21 protein-coding genes and 1 pseudogene are annotated in these 21,292 nt (G+C 43.9%); 15 read left to right on the forward strand and 7 right to left on the reverse strand.

Going from position 1 to position 21,292, the window contains the following annotated elements; all coding sequences use genetic code 11:
• The first annotated feature begins 126 nt into the window (after window positions 1-126).
• The 7 genes and pseudogenes from BGP76_RS02200 (at window position 127) to BGP76_RS02230 (ending at window position 6,231) form a co-directional block, all read left to right on the forward strand.
• Window positions 127-651 (forward strand): ferritin, encoded by a 525-nt coding sequence (locus BGP76_RS02200; RefSeq protein WP_073119689.1) that lies wholly within the window; start codon window positions 127-129, stop codon window positions 649-651.
• A gap of 768 nt (window positions 652-1,419) precedes the next feature.
• Window positions 1,420-1,659 (forward strand): hypothetical protein, encoded by a 240-nt coding sequence (locus BGP76_RS02205; protein WP_119843440.1) that lies wholly within the window; start codon window positions 1,420-1,422, stop codon window positions 1,657-1,659.
• 24 nt (window positions 1,660-1,683) lie between these two features.
• Window positions 1,684-1,857: pseudogene (locus BGP76_RS20590) on the forward strand (type II toxin-antitoxin system RelE/ParE family toxin); the annotation flags it as partial.
• Between the two features lie 418 nt (window positions 1,858-2,275).
• A complete protein-coding gene (locus BGP76_RS02215; protein WP_119843441.1) occupies window positions 2,276-3,553 on the forward strand; it encodes a DNA cytosine methyltransferase in 1,278 nt (425 codons plus the stop codon).
• On the forward strand, window positions 3,540-4,619 hold the full coding sequence (locus tag BGP76_RS02220) for an HpaII family restriction endonuclease (protein WP_119843442.1): 1,080 nt from the start codon (window positions 3,540-3,542) through the stop codon (window positions 4,617-4,619). Before BGP76_RS02215 ends, BGP76_RS02220 begins: the two co-directional genes overlap by 14 nt.
• A 227-nt stretch (window positions 4,620-4,846) precedes the next feature.
• Window positions 4,847-5,413, forward strand: coding sequence for a Crp/Fnr family transcriptional regulator (locus BGP76_RS02225; RefSeq protein ID WP_119843443.1), 567 nt, complete (start codon window positions 4,847-4,849; stop codon window positions 5,411-5,413).
• A 77-nt stretch (window positions 5,414-5,490) separates the two neighbouring features.
• Window positions 5,491-6,231, forward strand: a complete 741-nt coding sequence (locus tag BGP76_RS02230) for an SDR family NAD(P)-dependent oxidoreductase (RefSeq protein ID WP_119843444.1) — start codon at window positions 5,491-5,493, stop codon at window positions 6,229-6,231.
• Between the two features lie 608 nt (window positions 6,232-6,839).
• Here BGP76_RS02230 and BGP76_RS02235 read toward each other — a convergent pair.
• From BGP76_RS02235 to BGP76_RS02245, 3 genes are all read right to left on the reverse strand, one after another.
• Window positions 6,840-7,622 (reverse strand): hypothetical protein, encoded by a 783-nt coding sequence (locus BGP76_RS02235; RefSeq protein ID WP_119843445.1) that lies wholly within the window; start codon window positions 7,620-7,622, stop codon window positions 6,840-6,842.
• A gap of 119 nt (window positions 7,623-7,741) precedes the next feature.
• Window positions 7,742-8,704, reverse strand: a complete 963-nt coding sequence (locus BGP76_RS02240; RefSeq protein WP_119843446.1) for a helix-turn-helix transcriptional regulator — start codon at window positions 8,702-8,704, stop codon at window positions 7,742-7,744.
• A gap of 105 nt (window positions 8,705-8,809) precedes the next feature.
• Complete coding sequence (locus tag BGP76_RS02245; RefSeq protein ID WP_119843447.1) at window positions 8,810-10,396, reverse strand: SDR family NAD(P)-dependent oxidoreductase; 1,587 nt, start codon at window positions 10,394-10,396, stop codon at window positions 8,810-8,812.
• A gap of 285 nt (window positions 10,397-10,681) precedes the next feature.
• Here BGP76_RS02245 and BGP76_RS02250 point away from each other — a divergent pair, with 285 nt between their 5' ends.
• Window positions 10,682-11,704, forward strand: a complete 1,023-nt coding sequence (locus tag BGP76_RS02250) for an alkaline phosphatase D family protein (RefSeq protein ID WP_119843448.1) — start codon at window positions 10,682-10,684, stop codon at window positions 11,702-11,704.
• Window positions 11,705-11,817: 113 nt separating this feature from the next.
• A complete protein-coding gene (locus BGP76_RS02255) occupies window positions 11,818-12,393 on the forward strand; it encodes a DJ-1/PfpI family protein (protein ID WP_073119673.1) in 576 nt (191 codons plus the stop codon).
• A gap of 187 nt (window positions 12,394-12,580) precedes the next feature.
• Here BGP76_RS02255 and BGP76_RS02260 read toward each other — a convergent pair whose 3' ends face one another.
• A complete protein-coding gene (locus BGP76_RS02260) occupies window positions 12,581-14,494 on the reverse strand; it encodes a tetratricopeptide repeat protein (protein WP_158584007.1) in 1,914 nt (637 codons plus the stop codon).
• A gap of 240 nt (window positions 14,495-14,734) precedes the next feature.
• On the opposite strand from BGP76_RS02260, the gene BGP76_RS02265 reads away from it, so the two are divergent.
• Window positions 14,735-15,352 (forward strand): FKBP-type peptidyl-prolyl cis-trans isomerase, encoded by a 618-nt coding sequence (locus BGP76_RS02265; protein ID WP_119843450.1) that lies wholly within the window; start codon window positions 14,735-14,737, stop codon window positions 15,350-15,352.
• Window positions 15,353-15,527: 175 nt separating this feature from the next.
• Entirely contained in the window at window positions 15,528-16,361 is an 834-nt protein-coding gene (locus BGP76_RS02270; RefSeq protein WP_255416035.1) for an energy transducer TonB, read from the forward strand.
• A gap of 6 nt (window positions 16,362-16,367) precedes the next feature.
• Here the strand turns inward: BGP76_RS02270 and BGP76_RS02275 are convergent, their stop codons facing one another.
• Window positions 16,368-16,802 carry a hypothetical protein gene (locus BGP76_RS02275; protein WP_073119667.1) on the reverse strand — a complete coding sequence of 145 codons (435 nt, stop codon included), beginning with the start codon at window positions 16,800-16,802 and terminating at the stop codon, window positions 16,368-16,370.
• Between the two features lie 227 nt (window positions 16,803-17,029).
• Here BGP76_RS02275 and BGP76_RS02280 point away from each other — a divergent pair, with 227 nt between their 5' ends.
• Together BGP76_RS02280 and BGP76_RS02285 are read left to right on the forward strand one after the other, a co-directional pair.
• Entirely contained in the window at window positions 17,030-17,488 is a 459-nt protein-coding gene (locus tag BGP76_RS02280) for a hypothetical protein (RefSeq protein WP_147407347.1), read from the forward strand.
• Between the two features lie 117 nt (window positions 17,489-17,605).
• Window positions 17,606-18,493, forward strand: a complete 888-nt coding sequence (locus tag BGP76_RS02285; RefSeq protein ID WP_119844307.1) for a DUF1080 domain-containing protein — start codon at window positions 17,606-17,608, stop codon at window positions 18,491-18,493.
• 68 nt (window positions 18,494-18,561) lie between these two features.
• Here the strand turns inward: BGP76_RS02285 and BGP76_RS02290 are convergent, their stop codons facing one another.
• The gene (locus BGP76_RS02290) at window positions 18,562-19,248 is read right to left on the reverse strand and encodes an SET domain-containing protein (protein ID WP_119843452.1); all 687 of its coding nucleotides are present in this window, start codon (window positions 19,246-19,248) and stop codon (window positions 18,562-18,564) included.
• Between the two features lie 207 nt (window positions 19,249-19,455).
• On the opposite strand from BGP76_RS02290, the gene BGP76_RS02295 reads away from it, so the two are divergent.
• Both BGP76_RS02295 and BGP76_RS02300 read left to right on the forward strand, forming a co-directional pair.
• Window positions 19,456-19,836 carry a VOC family protein gene (locus tag BGP76_RS02295; RefSeq protein ID WP_119843453.1) on the forward strand — a complete coding sequence of 127 codons (381 nt, stop codon included), beginning with the start codon at window positions 19,456-19,458 and terminating at the stop codon, window positions 19,834-19,836.
• A 29-nt stretch (window positions 19,837-19,865) separates the two neighbouring features.
• Window positions 19,866-20,237 (forward strand): hypothetical protein, encoded by a 372-nt coding sequence (locus BGP76_RS02300; protein ID WP_073119659.1) that lies wholly within the window; start codon window positions 19,866-19,868, stop codon window positions 20,235-20,237.
• A 90-nt stretch (window positions 20,238-20,327) separates the two neighbouring features.
• Here the strand turns inward: BGP76_RS02300 and BGP76_RS02305 are convergent, their stop codons facing one another.
• Window positions 20,328-21,248, reverse strand: coding sequence for an acyl-CoA desaturase (locus tag BGP76_RS02305; RefSeq protein WP_119843454.1), 921 nt, complete (start codon window positions 21,246-21,248; stop codon window positions 20,328-20,330).
• Window positions 21,249-21,292: the final 44 nt, after the last annotated feature.

The raw sequence follows: 21,292 nt of genomic DNA on the forward strand, positions 1-21,292 counted from the left end.
GGCATAAACCCCTCTCTAACGTAGCTTTAATGAAACTTAGACTAGTTCTAAATATGTTTTGAATGAAACTATTACGGATTTATTTAGTTTCATTTGTTAAAGAAGTCGCACTAAAACGATAGAACGATGAAAGATTTATTAAGACAAAGAGTAGCCGTACAGGATAGCATCATAAAAAAACTAAACAATCAAGTAAAACTAGAAGCGCAGGCATCTGCCGCGTATCTAGCGATGGCGGCTTGGTGTGATCAGAATGCGTATGATCACAGTGCTAAGTTCTTCTATGAGCAAAGCAGCGAAGAGAGAGAGCACATGATGAAACTGTTTCACTATATCAGTGATATGGGAGGAATCGCAGTGTCTCCTGCAGTAGCGGGTTCGCAGAGCGAATTTTCTTCTTTGAAGGAAGTATTCGAAACTGCACTAGAGAATGAGATCAACGTGACTGAGTCTATCAACCAGATCGTCTCAGACTGTCGCAAGAACAATGACTTTGCTACGGAGAATTTCATGCAGTGGTTCGTCAAAGAACAGGTAGAGGAAGAGTTCGTAATCAGACGAATCTTGGATTACTTCGAGATGTTAGGCGAAGACCCTAAATCTCTACTCATGATCGACGAGCGTGTCGGTGGTGTGAGCTACGGCGAGTAACCAATTGCAAAATCAAGGAATAAAAAAAGGGACTCATTTGAGTCCCTTTTTTTATTCCTTGATGTACGCTCATGCAACCCGTAGGCATGAGAATCGCACTGTCCAGTCTTAATTTTTCAACCCAACTATGAAGCATCAAAAAGCACTAAATTAGGACATCTGTGTTTGACATGTCAAACACAGATGTCCTGAAAGCCCACTCAGTTGCTGTTTAATGCATATTATTAGATAATAAATGATGCTAAAGAAGAGTGCAGAGACAAGGGCTTATGAAGGGTGGTTTTCATGTTTGATAAGAAGGAGAATCTTTTCAAAGTGCTATCTTTTATGTCTTGAAAAGTCCAATTCGTTTGAGGTAGCTATTCGATTGTTTCATCGTCAGGCAACCAGATTACTTGGTTTTTCGACTCGCTGATTTCTGGTTTTATACCCTGATGGCCGCTTGGTTTGGGGTGTATATTGTAGTGATGGGAGCATACCCAAAAAGGTAAGCTTACTAGGAGCATAAGGTAAGGCAACACACACCTCAACTAAAGCTTACTAGGAGCCCATGGTAAGGCAACATAGACCTCAACTAAAGCTTACTTGGAACCAATGGTAAGGCAAGCTTTGGGTTGTGTCAGTAGCCCATCGAGAAGAATTACATTATTAGCGTATTAATAAAACGGATACAGCCCGGGTAACAATTGTGTAAAGACCACTAGGGAAGTGGGATTTGGGTGGTTGTTATCATCAATTTTGTGTCAAATATTTCATTTATCTTTGAATATGGCAACAGTAGGAGCCAAATACAAAACAAGATTAATTGATCGAATCAAATCTATTAATGATCGGGACATACTAGACGAGGTAAACAGGCTACTCGAAGTAGATATTGAAGAAACTGTCTACCAGACTACAACCGAACAAAAAAATGAGCGCGAGACGGCAAGAACCCAAATGTCTTCAGGTCAAGGGGTTTCTTCAGAGATTGCAGACAGAGAAATTGATGAATGGCTCTCAAAGTAAACTGGTCTCCTCTGGCTCAAGGAAGCTACAAAGCAACTTGCCAAATTCCCTTACATTGGACGAACTACTGATATTGAAGGGGTTCGAATCAAAATCATAAGAGATTATCTTCTATTCTACGAGGTTACAGAATTCTCTATCGAAATACTTACCGTTTGGGACAGTGGACAAACCCCTACTGAACTAAAAATAAAATGATAACATAGCGTATAGATGCATGTGCGAACTGAGCATTTAGCCCGCTTCGGTGGAACGAACACCTGCATCTGCCGCGGACATGACCGCTCTACTCATAGCAAGATCAATTTGCCACATCGGAAGATCGGCGGAATGCAGCTCTCACCCTGGAAGGACGAAAAAGAATATGACTCTGCCAAATGGATGCTGACTCCAAACCCGAGGGGGCTTAGTGTTTGCGCAGACTTTGAGTAGGATGTGTTTTCCCTCTTTTGAGCTTTCGTCACCGGTGCTTCGAAAGCCCCTGTACTGGACGGCTACTCAGCGGGTTGTTTTTCTGAAGTATAGGATACCAGTAAGTAAGTCTCCCTAAGCTGGGAGGAGTTACATTTCGTTATATTTTGTAACTTGCACAATAAAAAAGAAGCTAGATTAAAACATGCAGCTTAAAGAAAAAATATCTCTCGAAGAGGTCGATGGACAAACTTATAAAATCAGAACAGTCGAACCTTCTGAACATAGTCTTGCTGCGTTTACTCATTATCTTCACAACAATCGAAACGGAGTTTCTCAATTCTATAAAAATGATGCAATAGAGCATGTGAAGAGTGCTTTGAAATATAAATTTCCACAAGAAGATATTACCAGTCAAGTCGCAGAAGAAGCATTACAGTATATGCTTTTTGACTTCAAAAATAATGTTCCATTTCCTGAGCCAGAACAACCTAGGTTTAAATTCATTGATTTATTTGCAGGAATTGGAGGTTTTAGAATCGCAATGCAAAGTATTGGTGGAAAATGTGTTTTTACAAGCGAATGGGATGAACAGGCGAAGAGAACCTATAAGACTAATTTTGGAGAAGTCCCTTTTGGCGATATTACACAAGAAGAAACTAAAAAATTCATCCCTGACGACTTTGATGTCCTTTGTGCTGGTTTTCCATGCCAAGCATTCTCAATAGCTGGAAAAAGAGGTGGTTTCGAAGATACTAGAGGCACTCTGTTTTTTGATGTTGCTGAGATCATCAGAAGAAAACAGCCACGAGCAATTTTTCTTGAAAACGTAAAAGGGCTATTTAATCACGATAAAGGAAAAACACTCACAACAATTCTTAACGTCTTACGCAATGATCTTGGATATTTCGTGCCAGAGCCTCAAGTTGTTAATGCTAAGAATTTTGGTGTTGCTCAGAACAGAGAAAGAGTCTATATTGTTGGTTTTAGACATGATCAAAACGTAGATGAGTTTCAATACCCAGAAATTACAGATACAGAAAAGCGCTTTAGCGATATTAAGGAAGAAGAAGTAGTATCTGTGAAATACTATTTGTCGGACACTTATTTGAACACCTTAATCAAACATAAAGAGAGGCATGCAGCTAAAGGTAATGGGTTTGGGTATGAAATAATTCCAGATGATGGTATAGCCAACGCAGTTGTTTGTGGAGGTATGGGACGAGAGCGAAACTTAGTTTATGATGATAGACTAAAAGATTTTACGCCAGTTACACACATTAAGGGTCCTGTAAATAGAAAGGGTATCAGAAAAATGACACCAAGAGAATGGGCTCGCCTTCAAGGGTTTCCAGATAATTTTATCATTCCAGTTGCTGATGCATCGGCTTATAAACAATTTGGAAACTCAGTTGCTGTTCCCGCTATCAAAGCAACAGCGGAAAAGTTAATCGAAACATTAGCATTACATGTTAACGGGTAATAAAGGAGAATGGAGTGAAATTTACACGCTTCTAAAGATCATTTCTGACAAACAACTTTATGCAGGAGACAGCGATCTTAAAAAGATTGAGAGTCTTATCTTTCCAATTATAAAAGTTCTCAGAGATGAATCAAATGGTACTTATTGTTTTGGAATTGAGGATGATCTTGTGGTTGTTACTGGTGATACTAAGGAGTTTAGAATTCCCTTACAGTTATTTCAAGAAAAAGCTTCAACTCTTCTTAAGGAGATTCAAAATAGTAAATCCTCTACGTTCGCGATTCCTGAAATTGAAGAATTTATCAATACCTTTGATTGCAAATCACTGAAGGCTAGATCATCGGTTAAAAGTGATATTAGAATAGTAATTCATGACCAGAGAACTGGCACGACTCCTGAACTAGGTTTTAGCATCAAATCACAACTTGGAGGTGCGTCCACCTTACTAAATGCAGGAAAGACCACCAATTTCAACTATCAAATCGTTGGTGCTAGTATTGATACAAAATCAATTAATGAAATCAATTCGATCGATAGTCGAAGTAAAATCAAAGATCGTATAGAAAGAATTCAAAAGTTGAGCGGACAGTTCAAATTTACAAGCACTGAAAACTCTACGTTTAGTAACAATCTAACACTCATTGATAGTGCACTACCTCAAATAATATCTGAATTATTATTTCATTTTTTTACTTCTACAACTTCAAAGTTGTCAGACTTAACTGACGAATTGAGTTCTAGAAACCCATTGAAATTTAATCTCGAAAATAAACATCCATTTTATCATTATAAGATCAAACGTTTTTTAACAGACATTGCTCTCGGAATGATGCCGTCAAAGGTTTGGACTGGTAAACTTGATGCTACAGGTGGATATTTAGTTGTAAAAGATGACGGTGAAGTCCTTTGTTATCATATTTATAATCGTAACGAATTTGAAGATTACTTACTAAATAATACTAAGCTTGAAACGGCAAGTAGTTCACGGCATGGATTTGGAATAATTACTAAAGAAGGAGATGCTTTGGTGTTTAAATTAAACCTACAGATTAGGTTTTTGAAGTAATCCCAATCTCTTGTTTTAGATTAATCTGACCCTAGTTCCCTGTTCCTGCCATGCTTTGCACATCCGCCCGTTGTTGGTATTAATGTGCTATTTGATATGTCATTGCAGAAAAGATACTTCGGTGCTTCTAGCAACTGGGGCGCATATTTATTTTAGTTGGACGTATCGCCCCATACTTTTTACCATATGTTAAATCATTAAAATTCAAGTTTTATCAACTTGCTATTATGGAAGAACTGATAAAATACATCTTGCAAATTGGCAACCTCAATCAACAACAATTAAACCTTGTAACCCAAAGTGCAATTGAAATTGATCTTCAAAAAGACAAGTATTTCTCAGAGGCAGGTAAGATCCCAAGGCAAGTTGGTTTTGTAGTAGAGGGTGTAATAAGAGGTTGTTATTACAACAAAGAAGGAGAGGAAATCACGCGATGTTTTATTAGCGAGAATAGCCTGGTAGTAGATTATGTCAATTTTGAAGCAAACACTATCTCCGCTGAATATTTGCAAGCATGTACCGACTGTAAGCTCATTGTTTTTTCTAAGCAACACTGGGAAGATCTGTCACAGATTATTGTAGGGTGGGACAACATTAAAAACAAAATGGTACAATTGTGTATGTACCAAAAATCCAGAAAAGGTCCAGTTGTGTCACAAGATGCTACTACTCGCTATTTAGAATTTATGGAAAACTACCCTTCCCTTATTAATCGTATTCCATTGACTTACATTGCTTCTTACTTAGGCGTTACACAACAGTCCTTAAGTAGAATAAGAAAAAACATCCGCTGATTGCTTTTTACCATATGGTAAAACAGTTTGTTTTTCATCCAGCGAATTTTGTTTCAGAAATTTAAAATGGAAACAAAATGAAAAAAGCACTTATTACAGGAGCGAACAAGGGAATAGGTTTTGGAACAGCAAGACTACTATTACAAAACGGGTTTTACGTCTACATGGGCAGCCGAAATCTACAAAATGGAGTAAATGCTATTGAAGAGTTAAAAGCTGAAGGGTTGAGCAACGTCGAAGTGATCCAGATGGATATAACGGATGAATCTTCAGTGCAAAAAGGCCGTGAAGCTATCGGGAAAAGGACGGATGTTTTGGATGTCTTAATAAACAATGCGGGCATCAACGGAGGAAACAGTCCCTATACGGCTCTTGAAGCCAAACCTGATGAGTATCGATCGGCATTTGATACCAATGTGATCGGGACAGCAAGAGTGACAAATGCATTTGTTGATTTACTAAGAAAGTCGGACGAACCAAGGATTGTAAACTTGAGTACGAGTGTAGGCTCTCTTACCTTGCAAAGTGATCCCAACTGGCCAGCTTACGATTATGCCAAATATGCAGTCTATGCTGCCTCAAAAGCAGCACTGAATATGTATACCATTCATTTAGCGTATGAACTTCGTGATACCAATTTCAAAGTTAATGCTGTTTGTCCTGGGTTAACTGCAACTGATTTTACTTTTGGCAATGGTGGTGATGTAGAAACTGCTGCCAAAAGAATCGTTAAGTATGCAATCATAGGTGAAGACGGTCCAACGGGTAAATTCTTTAGTGAAGAAACCAATCCTGAAACAGGGGAAGTTGCTTGGTAAAAGAAATAACAAACCGCTAATCGAGTAGACGTCCGTGAGCGATAAGCTCACGGCGTGCTTCTCACACCACCGCTCCCGCCATATTCTCTTTCTCAATCACCAAATAACCAACCGAATATTAGCCTGTTGCCTTGTCCAAATTCTTGGATTTTCAGCTCAAATATGACCTGCTAAAAAGAGCTCGTTTTAGACCACCTGTGTTTGCGGTTTGAACCACGTGTGTTTGACGCGCCAACCACACGTGGTTGAGCCTCCAAAGACGTGTGTTTGAAGCTCCGATCACACGTGGTTGAGCTTTCAAAGACGTGTGTTTGAAGCTCCGATCACACGTGGTCTGAAAAATCGCCCTCAGATCCGTCTAAACGTGCATTTTTGAGATTGAAAAAGATGCTAAAGCCGCGGCGCATCGCATCAGTTTTACTTTTGGGAATCCCTCTGCTCTTGATCTCCGCTAAGACCTACAATAGAGGAGGGTGTCCGCTCGTTTTTGGTATTCTCTCTCTGTCGTACGTGCAGTCTTTTTGGGTGCACTGCGAGACTTGACTCGAGCCTGCCATTGCCAAAATACCCACCGACCGAACTGCGGGGCAGGTCGGTCGGTGGGGGCGTTATTTCCCGAAAGGGTCGTATAGGAAGTACCTAAACCCTACATGGAGTTGGTTGATGACTAGGCCGTTGGCGAAGTAGTTGTCGGGGTTGCTGACCGAGCGGAGGCCGTACTCGACGTGTTTCATGGGGATGTATTCGACATTGACTGTCCACTTGGGGTGTACGGGTACTTCGATCCCGAATCCACCGATGAAGCTGAACACCTCGGTGCTAAAACTGTCTCCTTTGGTTTTGAGGGTGGTGTCGAGGATGGTGCCATCGTCATCCACGTCGTAGATGATGCCGTCATTGTCGATGCTGCTGTTGTAGGGGGAGATGTTTTGGTAGATGCCCTGGATGATGAGGTAGGGGTGGATCATCCCAAAGTGGTGTCCCAGAGCGAGGCGATAGCCGTGGTTGTAGTGGGCTGTGGTCTTGATGCGGAAGGCATCAAAATCATTGTCTAGGGTGACGTTTTGGTAGTTGTAGTAGTATTGGGCATCCAGTGTGAGGATGTTTTTTCCACTGGGAGCGTTGATGTTTTTTCGAAAGCCCAAGGAGAGGCCGACTCCATAGTCTCCGAGGGATTGTGAGAGGAAACCGTCGTTTTTGGATTGGGTGCTGTGCGAAAAGTCATACTGCCCATCACTGCTTCGGACTTCTTCGTGGGTCATGTAGGTGTTGAAGCCCGTCCCGAAATAAAAGCCTTGTTGTGCTACGCTCACCAGCGGTATGGCCAGTGTGAATACAAAAGTGAGGAACAATGACGTAGGTGTCAGGAGGTTTTTGATTGTTGCTTGCATGTTTTGGTTTTTGATTGTGTACACAAATAAACCACCCTCCGTCGCATCATACTATCCCCAAAAGCCAGAGCCCTGCCCCAATCGGTCAATCATGCGATGACCGCAGCGATGGGGTGGGTTTAGGCACCGAGGATTTCCCGTGGCAACTGGCCGTGGTATTTTTTGAAGGCCTTCGAAAACTGGCTCAGGTTGCTGTAGCCGATGAGGTACCCCACTTCGGAGATGCTGTGTTGTTGTTGGAGGAGCATTTCTTTGGCTTTGTCGAGTTTGTACTGGAGGTGGTATTGGTAGGGTGTGATGCCAAAGACTTGTTTGAATAGCCCTTTGAATTTGGAGAGACTCATTCCTGCCGAGGAGGCCAGGGTCTCGTTGGACTGTGGGGTGTCCCAGTTTTGTTCTAGCGCGTGTCGTACGGCCATCAGTGCTTTGAGGTCTGTGGGGGCTATGGATTTGGACTGTGTATGGGCTCGGTTTTCGACTTTGTCAAAGAAGTGAGAGAGGATCTGTAGTACGCGGGCAAACAAATTGATCTTGCTGAATTGCTCCGGCTGGGCGCGGAAGCCTGCGATGGTCTGACTCAGGGTATAGTCGAGGTTTTCGAAGAGGTAGATCCCGACCTCTTGGGAGAGCAGGTGGCTCAGCGTACTGTTGTTTTCTTGGAGGTTGGTCTCAAACCACGCTTTCGAAAACGTAATGTTGAATACATGGATGGGCTGGTGCGTAGGGAGGCTCAGTTTGGCCTGTGTCATGGCGGAAGAGAGCAAAACACTCTGGTTGCTCAGTCCGAGTTGGTAGGAGTTGTGTTCGGTTTCTTTGAGGATGGTGGTTTGTGAGATATGAAAATTGACGATGAAGTGATCGTTGGATGAGGCAGGGATGCGATGGAGCTGGACGGGTTGGTTGAGCTGCACATCGATGTAGGTGACATAGAGGCCTGGCTGGATCTCAAATACCCTGATCGTACCACTGCCTACCTCAGGGAGCAGCGTGAGGGTATTGTCGGCCAAGGTAGAGGGCAACTGGCGATGGAGTGTTTCGATCCATTGTGTCGATTGGGTGAGTGTGTAGGTGATTGGGAGCACGAGTTAGGGGGTTGATGGTATGATTCTGTTGTCGTATTGGTTTGGTTTTTCTTTGGGTGTATGTGTCTTGGTTTTGGAGCGATACGCTTTTCTGTACGGGTTTCTTTACCAAGAGGTCGGTTTGTAGTCCTTGAGGAACTTGCCGCACCAGTGTTTGCCGGTGTTGATCCCATCGAATAGTGGATCGAGTACCCGCGCAGCACCGTCCACGATATCGAGTGGCGGCTGGAAGTCGTGCTCCTCTTCTTTCTTGCGTGCCAGTTCGGCCGGGTCCTCGTCGGTCACCCAGCCTGTATCCACGGCGTTGGTATAGATGCCGTACTTGGCAAAGTCCGAGGCGCAAGTCAGCGTCATCATGTTGAGGGCAGCCTTGGCCATGTTGGTATGGGGGTGACGGTCCTCTTTGTGAAACTGGTGAAACTTGCCCTCCATCGCCGAGACGTTGATGATGTGCTTCATGCCTGTGTCGTCTTTTTTCATCAGGTTGACAAGGCGGTTGCAGAGCACGAAAGGCGCGACGGAGTTGACCAGCTGCACTTCTAGCATTTCGTTGGTGTGGATTTCGCCGAGTTTGAGTCGCCAGCTGTTGGTTTTGCGCAGATCGACTTGCTGGAGGTCTGCGTCCAGTTTCCCGTCAGGGAATACCTCTTCGGCAGTCAGTGAATTGTCGATGCTGTAGGGGATCTGTGACAGTTGTGCCGAGGCACTGAGTCCGATCCCGAGTTGTTTGCCGTGCCAGGTGACAGGTAGGTTTTTGCCTTGCCCTTCGGCAAAGCCTGCACTCAGCTGCCGCAGTTCGTCAAGGCACGCATCGTGATCATGCAGCAGCTCCTGAGCAAATGGAGGGAGCTCAGTGGTGCTGCGGCCTTCGTTGGGCATGAGGTGTTTGTAGAAGCCCGAGGGACGTCTCACCGTCTGAGCGGCATTGTTGATGAGGACATCCAGGCGGTCGTACTGTTGCTCGATGAAGTTGCAGAAGATCTCGACACTAGGGATGTGGCGCAGGTCTAGGCCGTGTATTTTGAGGCGGTGCCCCCATTGCTCAAAGTCGGGTTCTTTGGCATAGCGGAGTGCCGAGTCGACGGGAAATCTCGTCGTGGCGATCACCGTAGCACCTGCTCTGAGCATGAGCAGCGTGATGTGGTAGCCGATTTTGAGGCGTGAACCAGTCACGAGTGCGACCTGCCCAGTCATGTCCGCCGTCTGAAAACGCTTGGCATAGTTGAAATCTCCGCAGTTCTTGCACATTGTGTCGTAGAAGTGGTGCAGTCGGTGGTACTCTTCCTTGCAGACGTAGCACTGGCGAGGAGAAGCGAGGAGGACTTCTTTTTCTGCTTCGGCCCCTGTGAGTGCGATCATGGTCGGTGCGACGAAGACGGATGCTTCACGTGCCGAGCGTATGCCTGTGGCATTGCGAGACAGTTTGTCCTGCGCAGCGGTTTTCTTTTTGATGCGTTTCCTCGCATCCTTCTTGCGTTGGGCGAGTTCTTCTTTGCTGGGGCGGGAGAGTAGGCCAGCGGCTTTGAGCAGAGAGAGGCGTTTGTCTTTGGGGATGTCAAAGATCTGGCTGGTGTCGCTGTTGAGTGATTCCAAAGCAGCGATGCACTGATCGATCTGTTCAGGACTTAATTTAGGAGTAGCTCCGTCTTCATTGGGAGGTGTGTTCCCCGTCTCACTTTGCGCTTTGGCCATGGTATGTTTCTTTAGCCCGCAAAACTAGTGATTTGGCAATCAAGATGCGCTACGCCCTTTCTTGAAATCAATGCGAGCGTCCGAATGAGGCAGTAGCGTCTGGGCTTTACGGTTTCTTGCATTAGGTCTTTGTTGCTCATCCCTCTTGCTCATTGTTAACATCGAATGCAGGCTTTTTATGATTCATATTTTAACGTTTGACTCCTATACCAACATAGGCTTCATGGTTTCTTCACATATACTTTTTATTCGAATGGTATCATTGTGGGATACAAAACGCAACACATGAAAAAGTACCTATCGATGATTCTCTTGGGAATCATGGCGGCCTGTACGGCACCTACGTCTCACGAGTCTCAGGAGGTTTCGACGGAAGAAGCCACTCCTAAAACAAGCATAAAAATCGCGTTTGGCTCGTGCAGCAACCAAAACAAACCTCAGCCTTTATGGGATGATATCCTAGCAGAGTCTCCCGATGTCTGGATATGGCTCGGTGACAATATCTATGGCGATACCGACAACATGGACACCATGCGCGCCAAGTACCAAAAACAAAAGATGCACCCTGGCTATCAGGCGCTGAGGGCTGCCACGACCGTGATCGGGACGTGGGACGACCATGATTTTGGCAAAAACAATGCAGGCAAGGAGTATGAAGCCAAAGCAGGGAGTCAGCAGGAATTGCTCGACTTTTTGGATGTGCCGGTCGATGACGTACGCAGAACCCGTGAAGGCGTCTATGGGACGTATACGCTAGGGGATTCGGCTATGCAGGTAAAAGTGCTGCTGTTGGATACGCGCTACTTCAGAGACGAGATGCCCTTGGTCAACGACACCATCGTGCCCAACCCCGAAGGAACTATCCTCGGTGAGGCACAGTGGGCGTGGCTCGAAAACGAACTGGCTCAGTCCACTGCAGATGTGCATTTGTTTGCCTCGGGGATACAGTTCTTGCCCGAGGAGCACATCTTCGAGAAGTGGGCCAATTTTCCTCAGGACAGAACCAAGATGCTCGAAATGCTCGTGAAGTATGAGGTGAAGAAGCCGATATTCCTCACCGGTGACCGACACATCGGGGAGATGTCCAAACTGGACTACAACGGACGCAAGGTCTACGACATCACCTCTAGCTCGCTGACGCATGGCTGGAGTGACGAGCGTCAGGAACCCAACCGGCACAGACAGGGGGATATCGTCTATGCACTCAACTACGGACTGATCGAAATCAATGGAGATGGCTCTGTCATGGGCTACTTGAAATCCGACTCGTCAGCCGTGATGGAAAAGCTAGACATTGTCTTCGAATAGGAGGGCAAAAGTTCATCTTCCCTTGCTTTTGATTCGTAAGGAAATGTAGCGTCCGTTCTCTCTATCAAGGGTCGACGGGTGCACAAATATTTATTCACTAAAAAACCAATGACATGAAGAAGTTACTATTCCTAACAGGAGATTTTACAGAGGATTATGAAACGATGGTGCCCTTTCAAATGCTCGAAATGGTCGGGTACGAGGTGCACACCGTGTGTCCAGACAAGAAGAAAGGCGATATCGTCAAGACGGCCATCCATGATTTCGAAGGAGATCAGACCTATACTGAGAAGCCTGGACACAACTTCGCGCTGAACTATGATTTTGATGCAGTCAGTACGTCGGACTATGAGGGACTGGTGATAGCGGGAGGCAGAGCACCAGAGTACCTCCGACTCAACGACCGTGTGATCGAGATCGTCCAAGAGTTTTTCGAAGCGGACAAGCCCGTGGCGGCCATCTGTCACGGGATACAAATACTCACTGCCGCAGGAGTGGTCTCGGGACGCAAGCTGACTGCCTATCCAGCAGTAGGGCCAGAGGTGACATTAGCAGGAGGGGAGTTTCAGGACATCCCTGTCGATGGAGCCTATGTCGATGGCAACCTCGTGACCTCACCTGCATGGCCCGCGCACCCTGCTTTCATCCGAGAGTTTCTGAAAGTGCTCGGTGCGAAGATCGAGATTTAACTAAAAGGTGTTAAATCTCGTTTAAAAATACGGTCTCAATAATTGTCATAGCGAGATGCATCTGCCTAATGGCAGGAATCCCCTTTGGGCTATTGGTCTGAGGGGGATTTTTTATGTAGTAGTTTTTGCTCTATCCTTAGGGAGCATATGAGGAGGCTGCTAGAGCAGTACTCGGAGGAGCGTTTTCTTATCCTGAGATGGGGATAGCAATATTGAGGATGGTTCCCCGTCCGAGATAGGAGTCAATATCAATCTCACCATGGAGTAATTCTACTCTGGATACAATGTTTCTCAGTCCTATTCCAGTGGTAGTGGTCTGGGTGTTGAACCCAACGCCGTTGTCCTCGACTAACAAGCTGAGTCGTCCATCTGTAATGGTGAAGTTGATCTCAATGTGTTTGGCTTGGGAGTGCTTGATTATATTGGTGATGAGCTCTTGGAGGATTCGGTAGATCTCTGATTTAATATGCTCTGGTAGCTGGTCTATTTTGTCTTTTGGATAGTAGTGTGTCCCTATGTGTATCTTGCACAAAGCAGATAGTTCTTTGAGATAGTTGTCTATCAGTTCAATGAACGACGTATTGGTAATACGAGGGGGTGTTAGATGGTGCGAGATCGTACGTACTTCTTCATAGGTGTCGTTTAGGTTTGTGATGATTTTCTTCAATGGTTCACTCGCACCGTATTTGTCTGTCAGTTGTGAAAGGCTCAGCTTAATGCTAGCTAATGAGCCAGCGATCCCATCATGGAGTTCTTTTGCGATTCTTTGCCGTTCGTGTTCTTGACCCTCTATGCTCGCTTGGATAGTTTTGATCTCGTGTGTACGAATCAGCTCTAGCTTTTTTTGTTTTGCGACTTCTTTTGCTTGTAGAGCGAGTAGTTCTTTGTCCTTTGTTTTCTGTCTGTAGAATACGAACATCACGAACATCACCGTAATGATGAGGATGGAGCTCGCTATGGAGGTGTTTCTGATCAATGCCTGTTTGTGTAGTTCTGCTTTGTTGTTGGCGAGTTTAGCCTCTTGCAACTCTTTGTCTTTTTTGAGAAGCATGATTTCTTTTTCTTTTTTTTCGACTTGAAATTTAGTGAGATACTCTTCCACTAGTTTACTTTTTTCCACTGATAGCAAGCTGTCTTTAAATTGCCAGTAGGTGGTGATGTGCTCCAGTGCGAGTTTGTACTGCTTGGTGTCTTCGTAGGCAAAGGAGAGGTTGGCATGTATGATATATCTGTTTCCTTGGTGGGTTTCTTTGGACAGGGCTAGCGCTTTCTTTAAATAGAAGATGGTTTGATCATACTTGAGTTGATCCATATATATGGCTCCTAGGTTATTGTATACTGATACGAGTATTTCTTTATTTCTTTTTACGTTTTCTAATTGGTCTATGATCTTGTGTGCATACTGAATTGCTTTGGGTTGATCGATTTCTCTGTATAGAGATACTAGGCTATTGTATGCATATACTTCGCACATATCAGTTTGTGTTTCGATACATATTCGCGCACTTTCTAGATAGTACTCTTCAGCTTTTTTGAAATCTCCAGTGTGTTTTATGGAGATGCCGAGGCTGTTGAGAATCTTATGTTTTATGGACAAAGGAGGGTTTTTTGATAGAGCTGTTTCTAAGTAGGAGATGGCTTGATCATACTTTCTTTGGTAGTTTAGTGCAGTGCCTATGTGCCCGTATATTTCAGCTGTAGTATCCTTGCCTAATAGTTGCTCTGCTATTTTCATAGCGATCAGATATCGCTTTATTGCTTCGTCATAGTTGCCCATTTTCATGTAGACGGAGCCCATTGATTTTTGACAATTCATGACTCCTTTGGTATCTTTTAGCGAATCATAGATTTTTATACCTGCTTCGAGATTGATTAGAGCACGATCAAATTGATCTTCTAAAAACTGAGCATTGCCTAGATATTGATAGCTAATAGCTGATCCAATTATATAATGATTTTTCAAACTGATTTCAAGTGCTCTCTTTGCTAAAACAATGGCTCCTGGCAAAGAATCGGATACTGGTAGAAGACTTGTGCTAAGAAGGGTATCAATTTGAATTTGATAGGGGAGACTTTCGATTCTTTCTTCGAAAGCCTTCATTAATACGGACTGTTGCGAGTAGCTACTTTGCAATCCGGTTACGATGAATAGTATGAATATGGGTAGAAGGCGTTGTAATCTCATAGACATATGAAAGCCAAGGTAACAAAACTAGAGTTAAGAAATTATATAGGACATGAAATGAAGGTTGAGTCTTAAAGTTATAGCCACTTTATGTCATATCATTAGATAATCAAAAAAGGTCTGGTAATAATTTTTACCTTTGCGAGCTAAATAATTATGACAATGGTAGAATTAAATAGCGAAGACCAAAAGTTTAGTTACGGACTGGGTCAGAGTGTAGGACAAAACTTTGCGAGTGAAGGTTTTGATAAGGCATTTGATATAGATGCGTTCATGAGTGGACTGTCGGATTCTTTCGCGGGACAGAGTGCCATCTCTCCAGAAGAGATCAACGAAGTACTCCAGAAGAAAATCGGCGAACTCAAGGCAAATGCACACGCTGGTGTGAAAGATGAAGGAGAGGCGTTTCTCAAAGAAAATAGTGCAAAAGAGGGTGTAGTGACTTTAGCGAGTGGTCTACAGTACGAGATCATCGAGTCTGGAGACGCAGCGGGTACTAAGCCTACGGCGGCTAGCCAAGTGACGACACATTATACAGGTCAGTTGATCAACGGACAAGTATTCGATAGTTCGGTGCAGCGTGGACAGCCTGCAACTTTCCCAGTAGGGGGAGTGATTGCAGGGTGGACCGAAGCGCTACAGCTAATGGTGCCAGGGGACAAGTGGAAACTTTACATCCCGTATGATCTCGCTTATGGAGACAGAGGTGCTGGACAGGATATTCCTCCTTTCGCGGCGTTGATATTCGATATTGAGTTGATCTCGGTGAGTTAATTATCGCTAAGCGATCAAGATACAAAAGCTGACTTTCGGGTCGGCTTTTTTTGTTTGTGGGTGTGCATTTAGATGATGTAAATCATGATTTGATGGGGATAGCGTCATTCTTTTTGGAAGAGATAATGGCCAATTTAGGTGTCTAAAAGAAAAACAGAACGCAACCCACAAAGTCATGAAAACCATAGAAAATAATGCGACAGTCACTCAGCTCTGGAAAGCTGAATTGATGGCTGTTAATACGAATAGACCTAAAGAAAACAATGCGAAACCAATAGCAGCACAGCCTTTGGTGCTTAAGCAGCAAGATTATGATGAACTCATCCAATGGAAGCAAGAACGGGCCGATAAGCTAAGAGGGCAGCGTCGCATGTTCTTTTTTATCGGGTTGGCTGTGGCGCTGTTTGCTGTGAACTTGGCCTTTCAGTGGAAGTTTGAAGACACAGCTATTGTTGATGAGTTGGTGATGGAAAAGGCGGATTTTGAAGAGGTGTTAGAAATACCACAGACGCAGCAAGCCCCACCTCCACCTCCAGAGCAAGTGGTACAACAACCAGTCATAGTGGAGGTGCCAGATGAAGTCATACTAGAAGAGATCAAGGTCAACATGGACGTGGAAACGACAGAAGATATGGTAGTTGAGGAGATAGAGTTCGTTGAAGAAGAGCCAGAGGAAGAGGTCGCGGAGGAGATATTTTTGATCGTAGAGGACAAGCCCGAGCCCGTAGGCGGTATGGCAGCATTTTATCAATATGTAGGAGAAAATGTCAAGTACCCTAGAACTGCCAGTCTAAACAATGTACAGGGTAGAGTCTTTGTGCAGTTTGTCGTCAATAGCACGGGGCAGATCAGTGACGTCAAAGTAGTTAAAGGCATAGGCGGAGGATGTGATGAAGAAGCGGCTAGAATAGTCCAAGAGGCACCCGACTGGAACCCTGGCAAGCAACGTGGGAAAGCAGTAAGTGTCAGAATGGTACTACCGATCACATTTAAACTAGCCAATAGATAATGGAGGTTAGGCCTTGATGACCACCTCTGGTTTTAAGAACTTTCTGAGCAGGATGCGTTCTGCCTGATCAGGGAGTTCTATCCAGTTGACATGCATGTCTTTCATGTATTCCTGTCCAGCCAGTAGGGTGCTGTAGCCATACTTTTGCGATAGTTTTTTGAGATATTTTCTGTCTTTGACTCTACGTCCGCGGACGAGATTTTGAATATCCTGAATTACATGTTTGGATTCGCTAGCCAGTATGGGCGTGTTTCTATAATCTACGATGAAGAATACGCCTTTGAAATCTGTAAACCGACCCGTGTGGTTCAATATGGTTTTGATGCCATTCCCTTTTTTATAAAACGCTGTGAGTGGAAACCCCTTATCCAGTTTCGCACGAAACAGTCTTAGGTTTGCTTCTACAAATGATCTGTTAAAGTATTTTTTCGTTGCTCTCATGGTGTATGGGTTTCGTGGAGGTGTTGATTTTGATGTATATCATGAAAAAACCGTACCTATTCTTAACAATAGATCAGAAGTGAGTTGTAGACTACATATTGTAGAGATGAGTCTACAGTATGTAGCTCGGTAGCCTCAGCAGCTGGTATGAAAAGCCGTTTGAATGACGTTTGGGATGGTTGGCACGTTTTTTCGAACTACAGTAGACAAATCAAAAAATAACAAACATGAAAACTTTAAAAATCAATCATACCCCAGTATCACTTTTGTCACTTGTATTAGTTGCTATGCTCGCTCTTGCTTCATGTACAGGCAAGACGCAGAAAGAGAGTAGCAACGACATGACAGAAAATGACCTGTCAGATGACTTTGAACAACAGAGAGAGGAACTAGTCGAAAAGTTAGAGTCTATGGAGGAAGATATCGACGACTCAATAGATGATCTAAAAGATAAAATGAATATCGATGAAGGTCCTGTAGAACGAAACTTCGAAGAAGCGGTTGACAACTTAGAAGCCAAGAAAAAGGATGTGTCTGATGCTTTGGCTGAAGTTAAAAGTTCTTCAAAGGACAACTGGAATGAAGTCAAATCTGATGTCAATAGAGCCTATGATAATATGGCCAGTGAACTGAAAGAAACTAAAGAAGATATCAAGCAAAAGTTTGATGAAATGAGTAACTCATAAGTTAGGTTAGCAGTAAGTTTAGAAGGGTTCGGTACTACCGAACCCTTTTTTTTTGTGCAGGGGTTTCTCTCCTTTATGCTTCTCGGTTATGTTTACAGGAACAGAAAACGCAAGACCATGAACCGAGTACTCTTTTTGAACACTTCATTTAAAATATCATGTTTGATCATAGCATGTTTGACCTTATCATGCCAAGAACCAAAATGGGAGTCTCTCCTGGATACAGAGATGAGCCAGTGGGACACCTATCTTAGCTACAAGCACCAGTATGGCTATAACGGTTCGATACCGCTAGATGCAGATAGTGTAGAGGTAGCACCCGTGGGATTGAATCCCGAAGGTTATGATGTGTTTCGGGTGATAGAAGAAGAGGGTGAGCCTGTGCTACATGTGAGTGGTGAGTACTATGGCTGTGTGATCACAAAGAATAGCTATGACAACTACCATCTGAAGGTGGAGTTTAGATGGGGCGAGCAAGTCTGGCCTCCGAGAGAACATCTACTGAAGGATGCGGGCATTCTGTATCATTCGGTGGGGCCTATGGGTGCGGAATATTGGCGGTCATGGATGCTGTCTCAGGAGTTTCAAATTATGGAAGGACATATGGGAGACTATTGGAGCCAAGCCAATTCGGCTATAGATATCCGTGCCTATTTGCCCGAGGGAATCATGAGTCCAGTGGCTGACGATAGTCAGCCTTTTTTATCTTTTGGTCAAGATCAATCGATCAAAGGCTATTGTATGCGCAGTGCTAATTTTGAGCGACCGACAGGAGAGTGGAATACATTGGATCTCATTTGCTATGAGGGGAAGAGTCTACACATAGTCAATGGTGAAGTGGTGATGATACTAGATCACTCACGCCAAATGGTGGACGGAAAACCAATCCCTCTTGTCAAAGGAAGAATCCAATTGCAAAGTGAAGCTGCAGAGGTCTTTTACAAAGGAATACAAATCCGATCTCTAGATGCTATGCCGACGGAGTATCAGCATTACTACGAATAGGTGGTTAGACTAAGATGTAGAAAAAGCCCTCTGTAATAATAGAGGGCTTTTGGTTATAGCGAACGGGACTATTTTGTGTTGGCCAATGGTGCATGGGCGATTAAGTCTAGCGGTAGAGTAGCTTTCTTTTTTCGGGGAAGCTTTTTTGTTTTTTGTTTTGCTCCATTTGTTCCGTGGTATTTTAGTGAGTACACCGATTTGTATTGCTGGGGATCGGCAAAGTAGGCATCTAGCTGCGTGCGGGTCTGTGGTGTAACGAACCCCATGAGTGGCTGGTAGACTTCTAACAATTGGGTTAGTGATTTTTGGATTTTGATGTCCCATTGCTGGTAGTAGTTGTCAAAGTCATCCAAGGTGATTTTGCGCCGGCAGGAGTGTTCGTGACAGACCAAATCCATTTCCTCATCGATGTTGAATATCCCGTATTCGTCGGTGATTTGTTCTCCTTTTTTGATATCTCGGATGGCTATCTCAAATCCGTACCCTGTACTCATGGTGTTACAGTTGCAGCAGTGGTTGACATACTTGGCAAAGTCCCAGCTGACGATTCTGTTGCCAGACTCGTCGATGTAGGAGTACTTGTCTATCACTGTTTTCATTTCGGGTGTATGAGTCAGGTAGTCCATAGGCGTGATTTCTAGCTCTAGGCTGTCCTTGACATATACGATCGTCCCTTCTGGGATGAATTGTGTAGCGAATACCCCGTATCCGACTACATCATTGATGTGTTTTAGCTCTGTTTTTGGATGAATCATCGTTCCATCATTCAAAATAAATTGGATGAATTTATCGAAAAGAAAAGAGGATAGTTGTGTTTTGAACTGAAAATATTTTCAGCGCTTTTTTAGCTTGAGAATTACAGAGGGAAATAGTAAATATTGTGGAGATACGTAGTTTGGTTAAGAAAGAAAAACAGTGTGCTATTTTCCTTGTTGACTCTAGGTTGTACTAGTTTTAGGTTTATGAAATCGATACATCACATTGCCATTATCTGCTCTGATTATGAAATCTCTAAGGATTTTTATGTTCGTGTACTCGGACTAGAGATCATCCAAGAAGTCTACCGGGAGGTACGTAATTCTTATAAGCTGGATTTGGCGTTGAACGGGCAGTACATCATCGAATTATTTTCCTTCCCTAATCCACCGGCTCGTCCTTCACGTCCTGAAGCAGCTGGTTTGAGACATTTGGCATTTGTGGTGGAGGATATTGAAGCAGAAGTGCAGCGCTTGGTGAATTATGGCTTGATTGTTGAAACTATCCGTGTGGACGAATACACCGGCAAGCGTTTTACTTTCACGAGTGACCCTGACGGCTTGCCTATCGAACTGTATGAGTCCTAAATTTATGTATCATCAAAAGAGGAATAGTTATGAAGAAGTTAGCGTATTTGATGTGGCTCATGGGTGGGTTAGTGTTTTTCAACCCCATTATGGCTGCCGAGTCTAAACAAGAACACAGTCGTGTGGATTTGGATAGGATGAAAAAGGATCTTCGAAAGACAGGAAAGAAGATCGGTGACGAAACCAAAAAGGGCTACAAGAAAGTCGAGAAGGAAGTGAAACCTGTGATGAAAAAGACTGGAAAAGCTGTTAAGAAAGGTGCAAAGAAAGTAGACAAGCAAGCCAAGAAGTTTAGCAAGGCAGCCCACCGAGAGTTTAAAATCTGGGTAACCTCAATTCAAGAAAAGAGAAATAAGGATACTGCGCTTCAACATCAGGAGTCCAAGGAGATTAGTATTTAGATCAAGTTGCTATGTTAAAGCAAAAGCGCCCAATACCGTCATCGGTATTGGGCGCTTTTGTTATCTATAAATTATTTCTGTGCGGCACTGCTATTGTTTTGCTTGCTTGGCTAGCTCACGTGCTTCTTCCTTGTTTTTGGAGTATTTGATGTGATCAGGAACCCCTCTCAGATCCCATACAATACCAAAGAATGCTAACGCTCTGAGGATATAGTAGGTAATGTCGATTTCCCACCAGAAGAATCCCTGACGTGCAGCTACTTCGTAGTAGTGGTGGTTGTTGTGCCAGCCCTCACCCAGAGTGACCAAGGCTAAAATCAAATTGTTCTTAGATTCGTCATTGGATTCATAGCGCTGCTTTCCGAATTTGTGCATGATAGAGTTGATGCTAAACGTGCCATGATACAGCAGTACAGTACTTAAGAAAAATCCAACGAACAGACTAGAAAACCCTGCGGTGGTAAACATTGTCATGATGCTACCACCATTGACGATTCCACCCAGCATCATGACGATCACCGCCAGTACAAAAGGAGGTACGAGATAGTACTTGTTGAGCCAGAAGAGCTCAGGGTATTTGGAGTAGTCAGCGATGATTTTGTAATCTGTCTCTTTGTAATCCGGCCCTACGATCCAACCCACGTGCGAATACCAAAATCCATAATGTTTCATTGAATGTGGATCATCATAAGTGTCACTGGTTCTGTGGTGTACTCGGTGATGTCCAGCCCACCAGAGGGCGCCTTTTTGGGCAGAAGTCTGGGCCATGAATGCAATGATGAATTGGAAAAAACGTGAGGTTTTGTATGATCGGTGGGCAAAATACCGGTGATACCCTCCCGTGACCCAAAACATCCGAAAGAAGTATAGGAAAGCGCAAACGATCCAGTCAAAGGTAGTAGCGCCAGTATATAGCGCACCTAATGGTAGGAGATGCACGATGGCAAAACTGATCTCAGTCTTGAGTTTCGCCTTATTTAAGACACGTGGTGATGTAGAAGCTGCGGCCATAATATCAATTTAATATGCTTGTTCTATAAATGGAATCTTACGAC

It is taken from the genome of Reichenbachiella sp. MSK19-1 (assembly GCF_003590315.1).
GTDB classification, from domain to species: domain Bacteria; phylum Bacteroidota; class Bacteroidia; order Cytophagales; family Cyclobacteriaceae; genus Reichenbachiella; species Reichenbachiella agariperforans.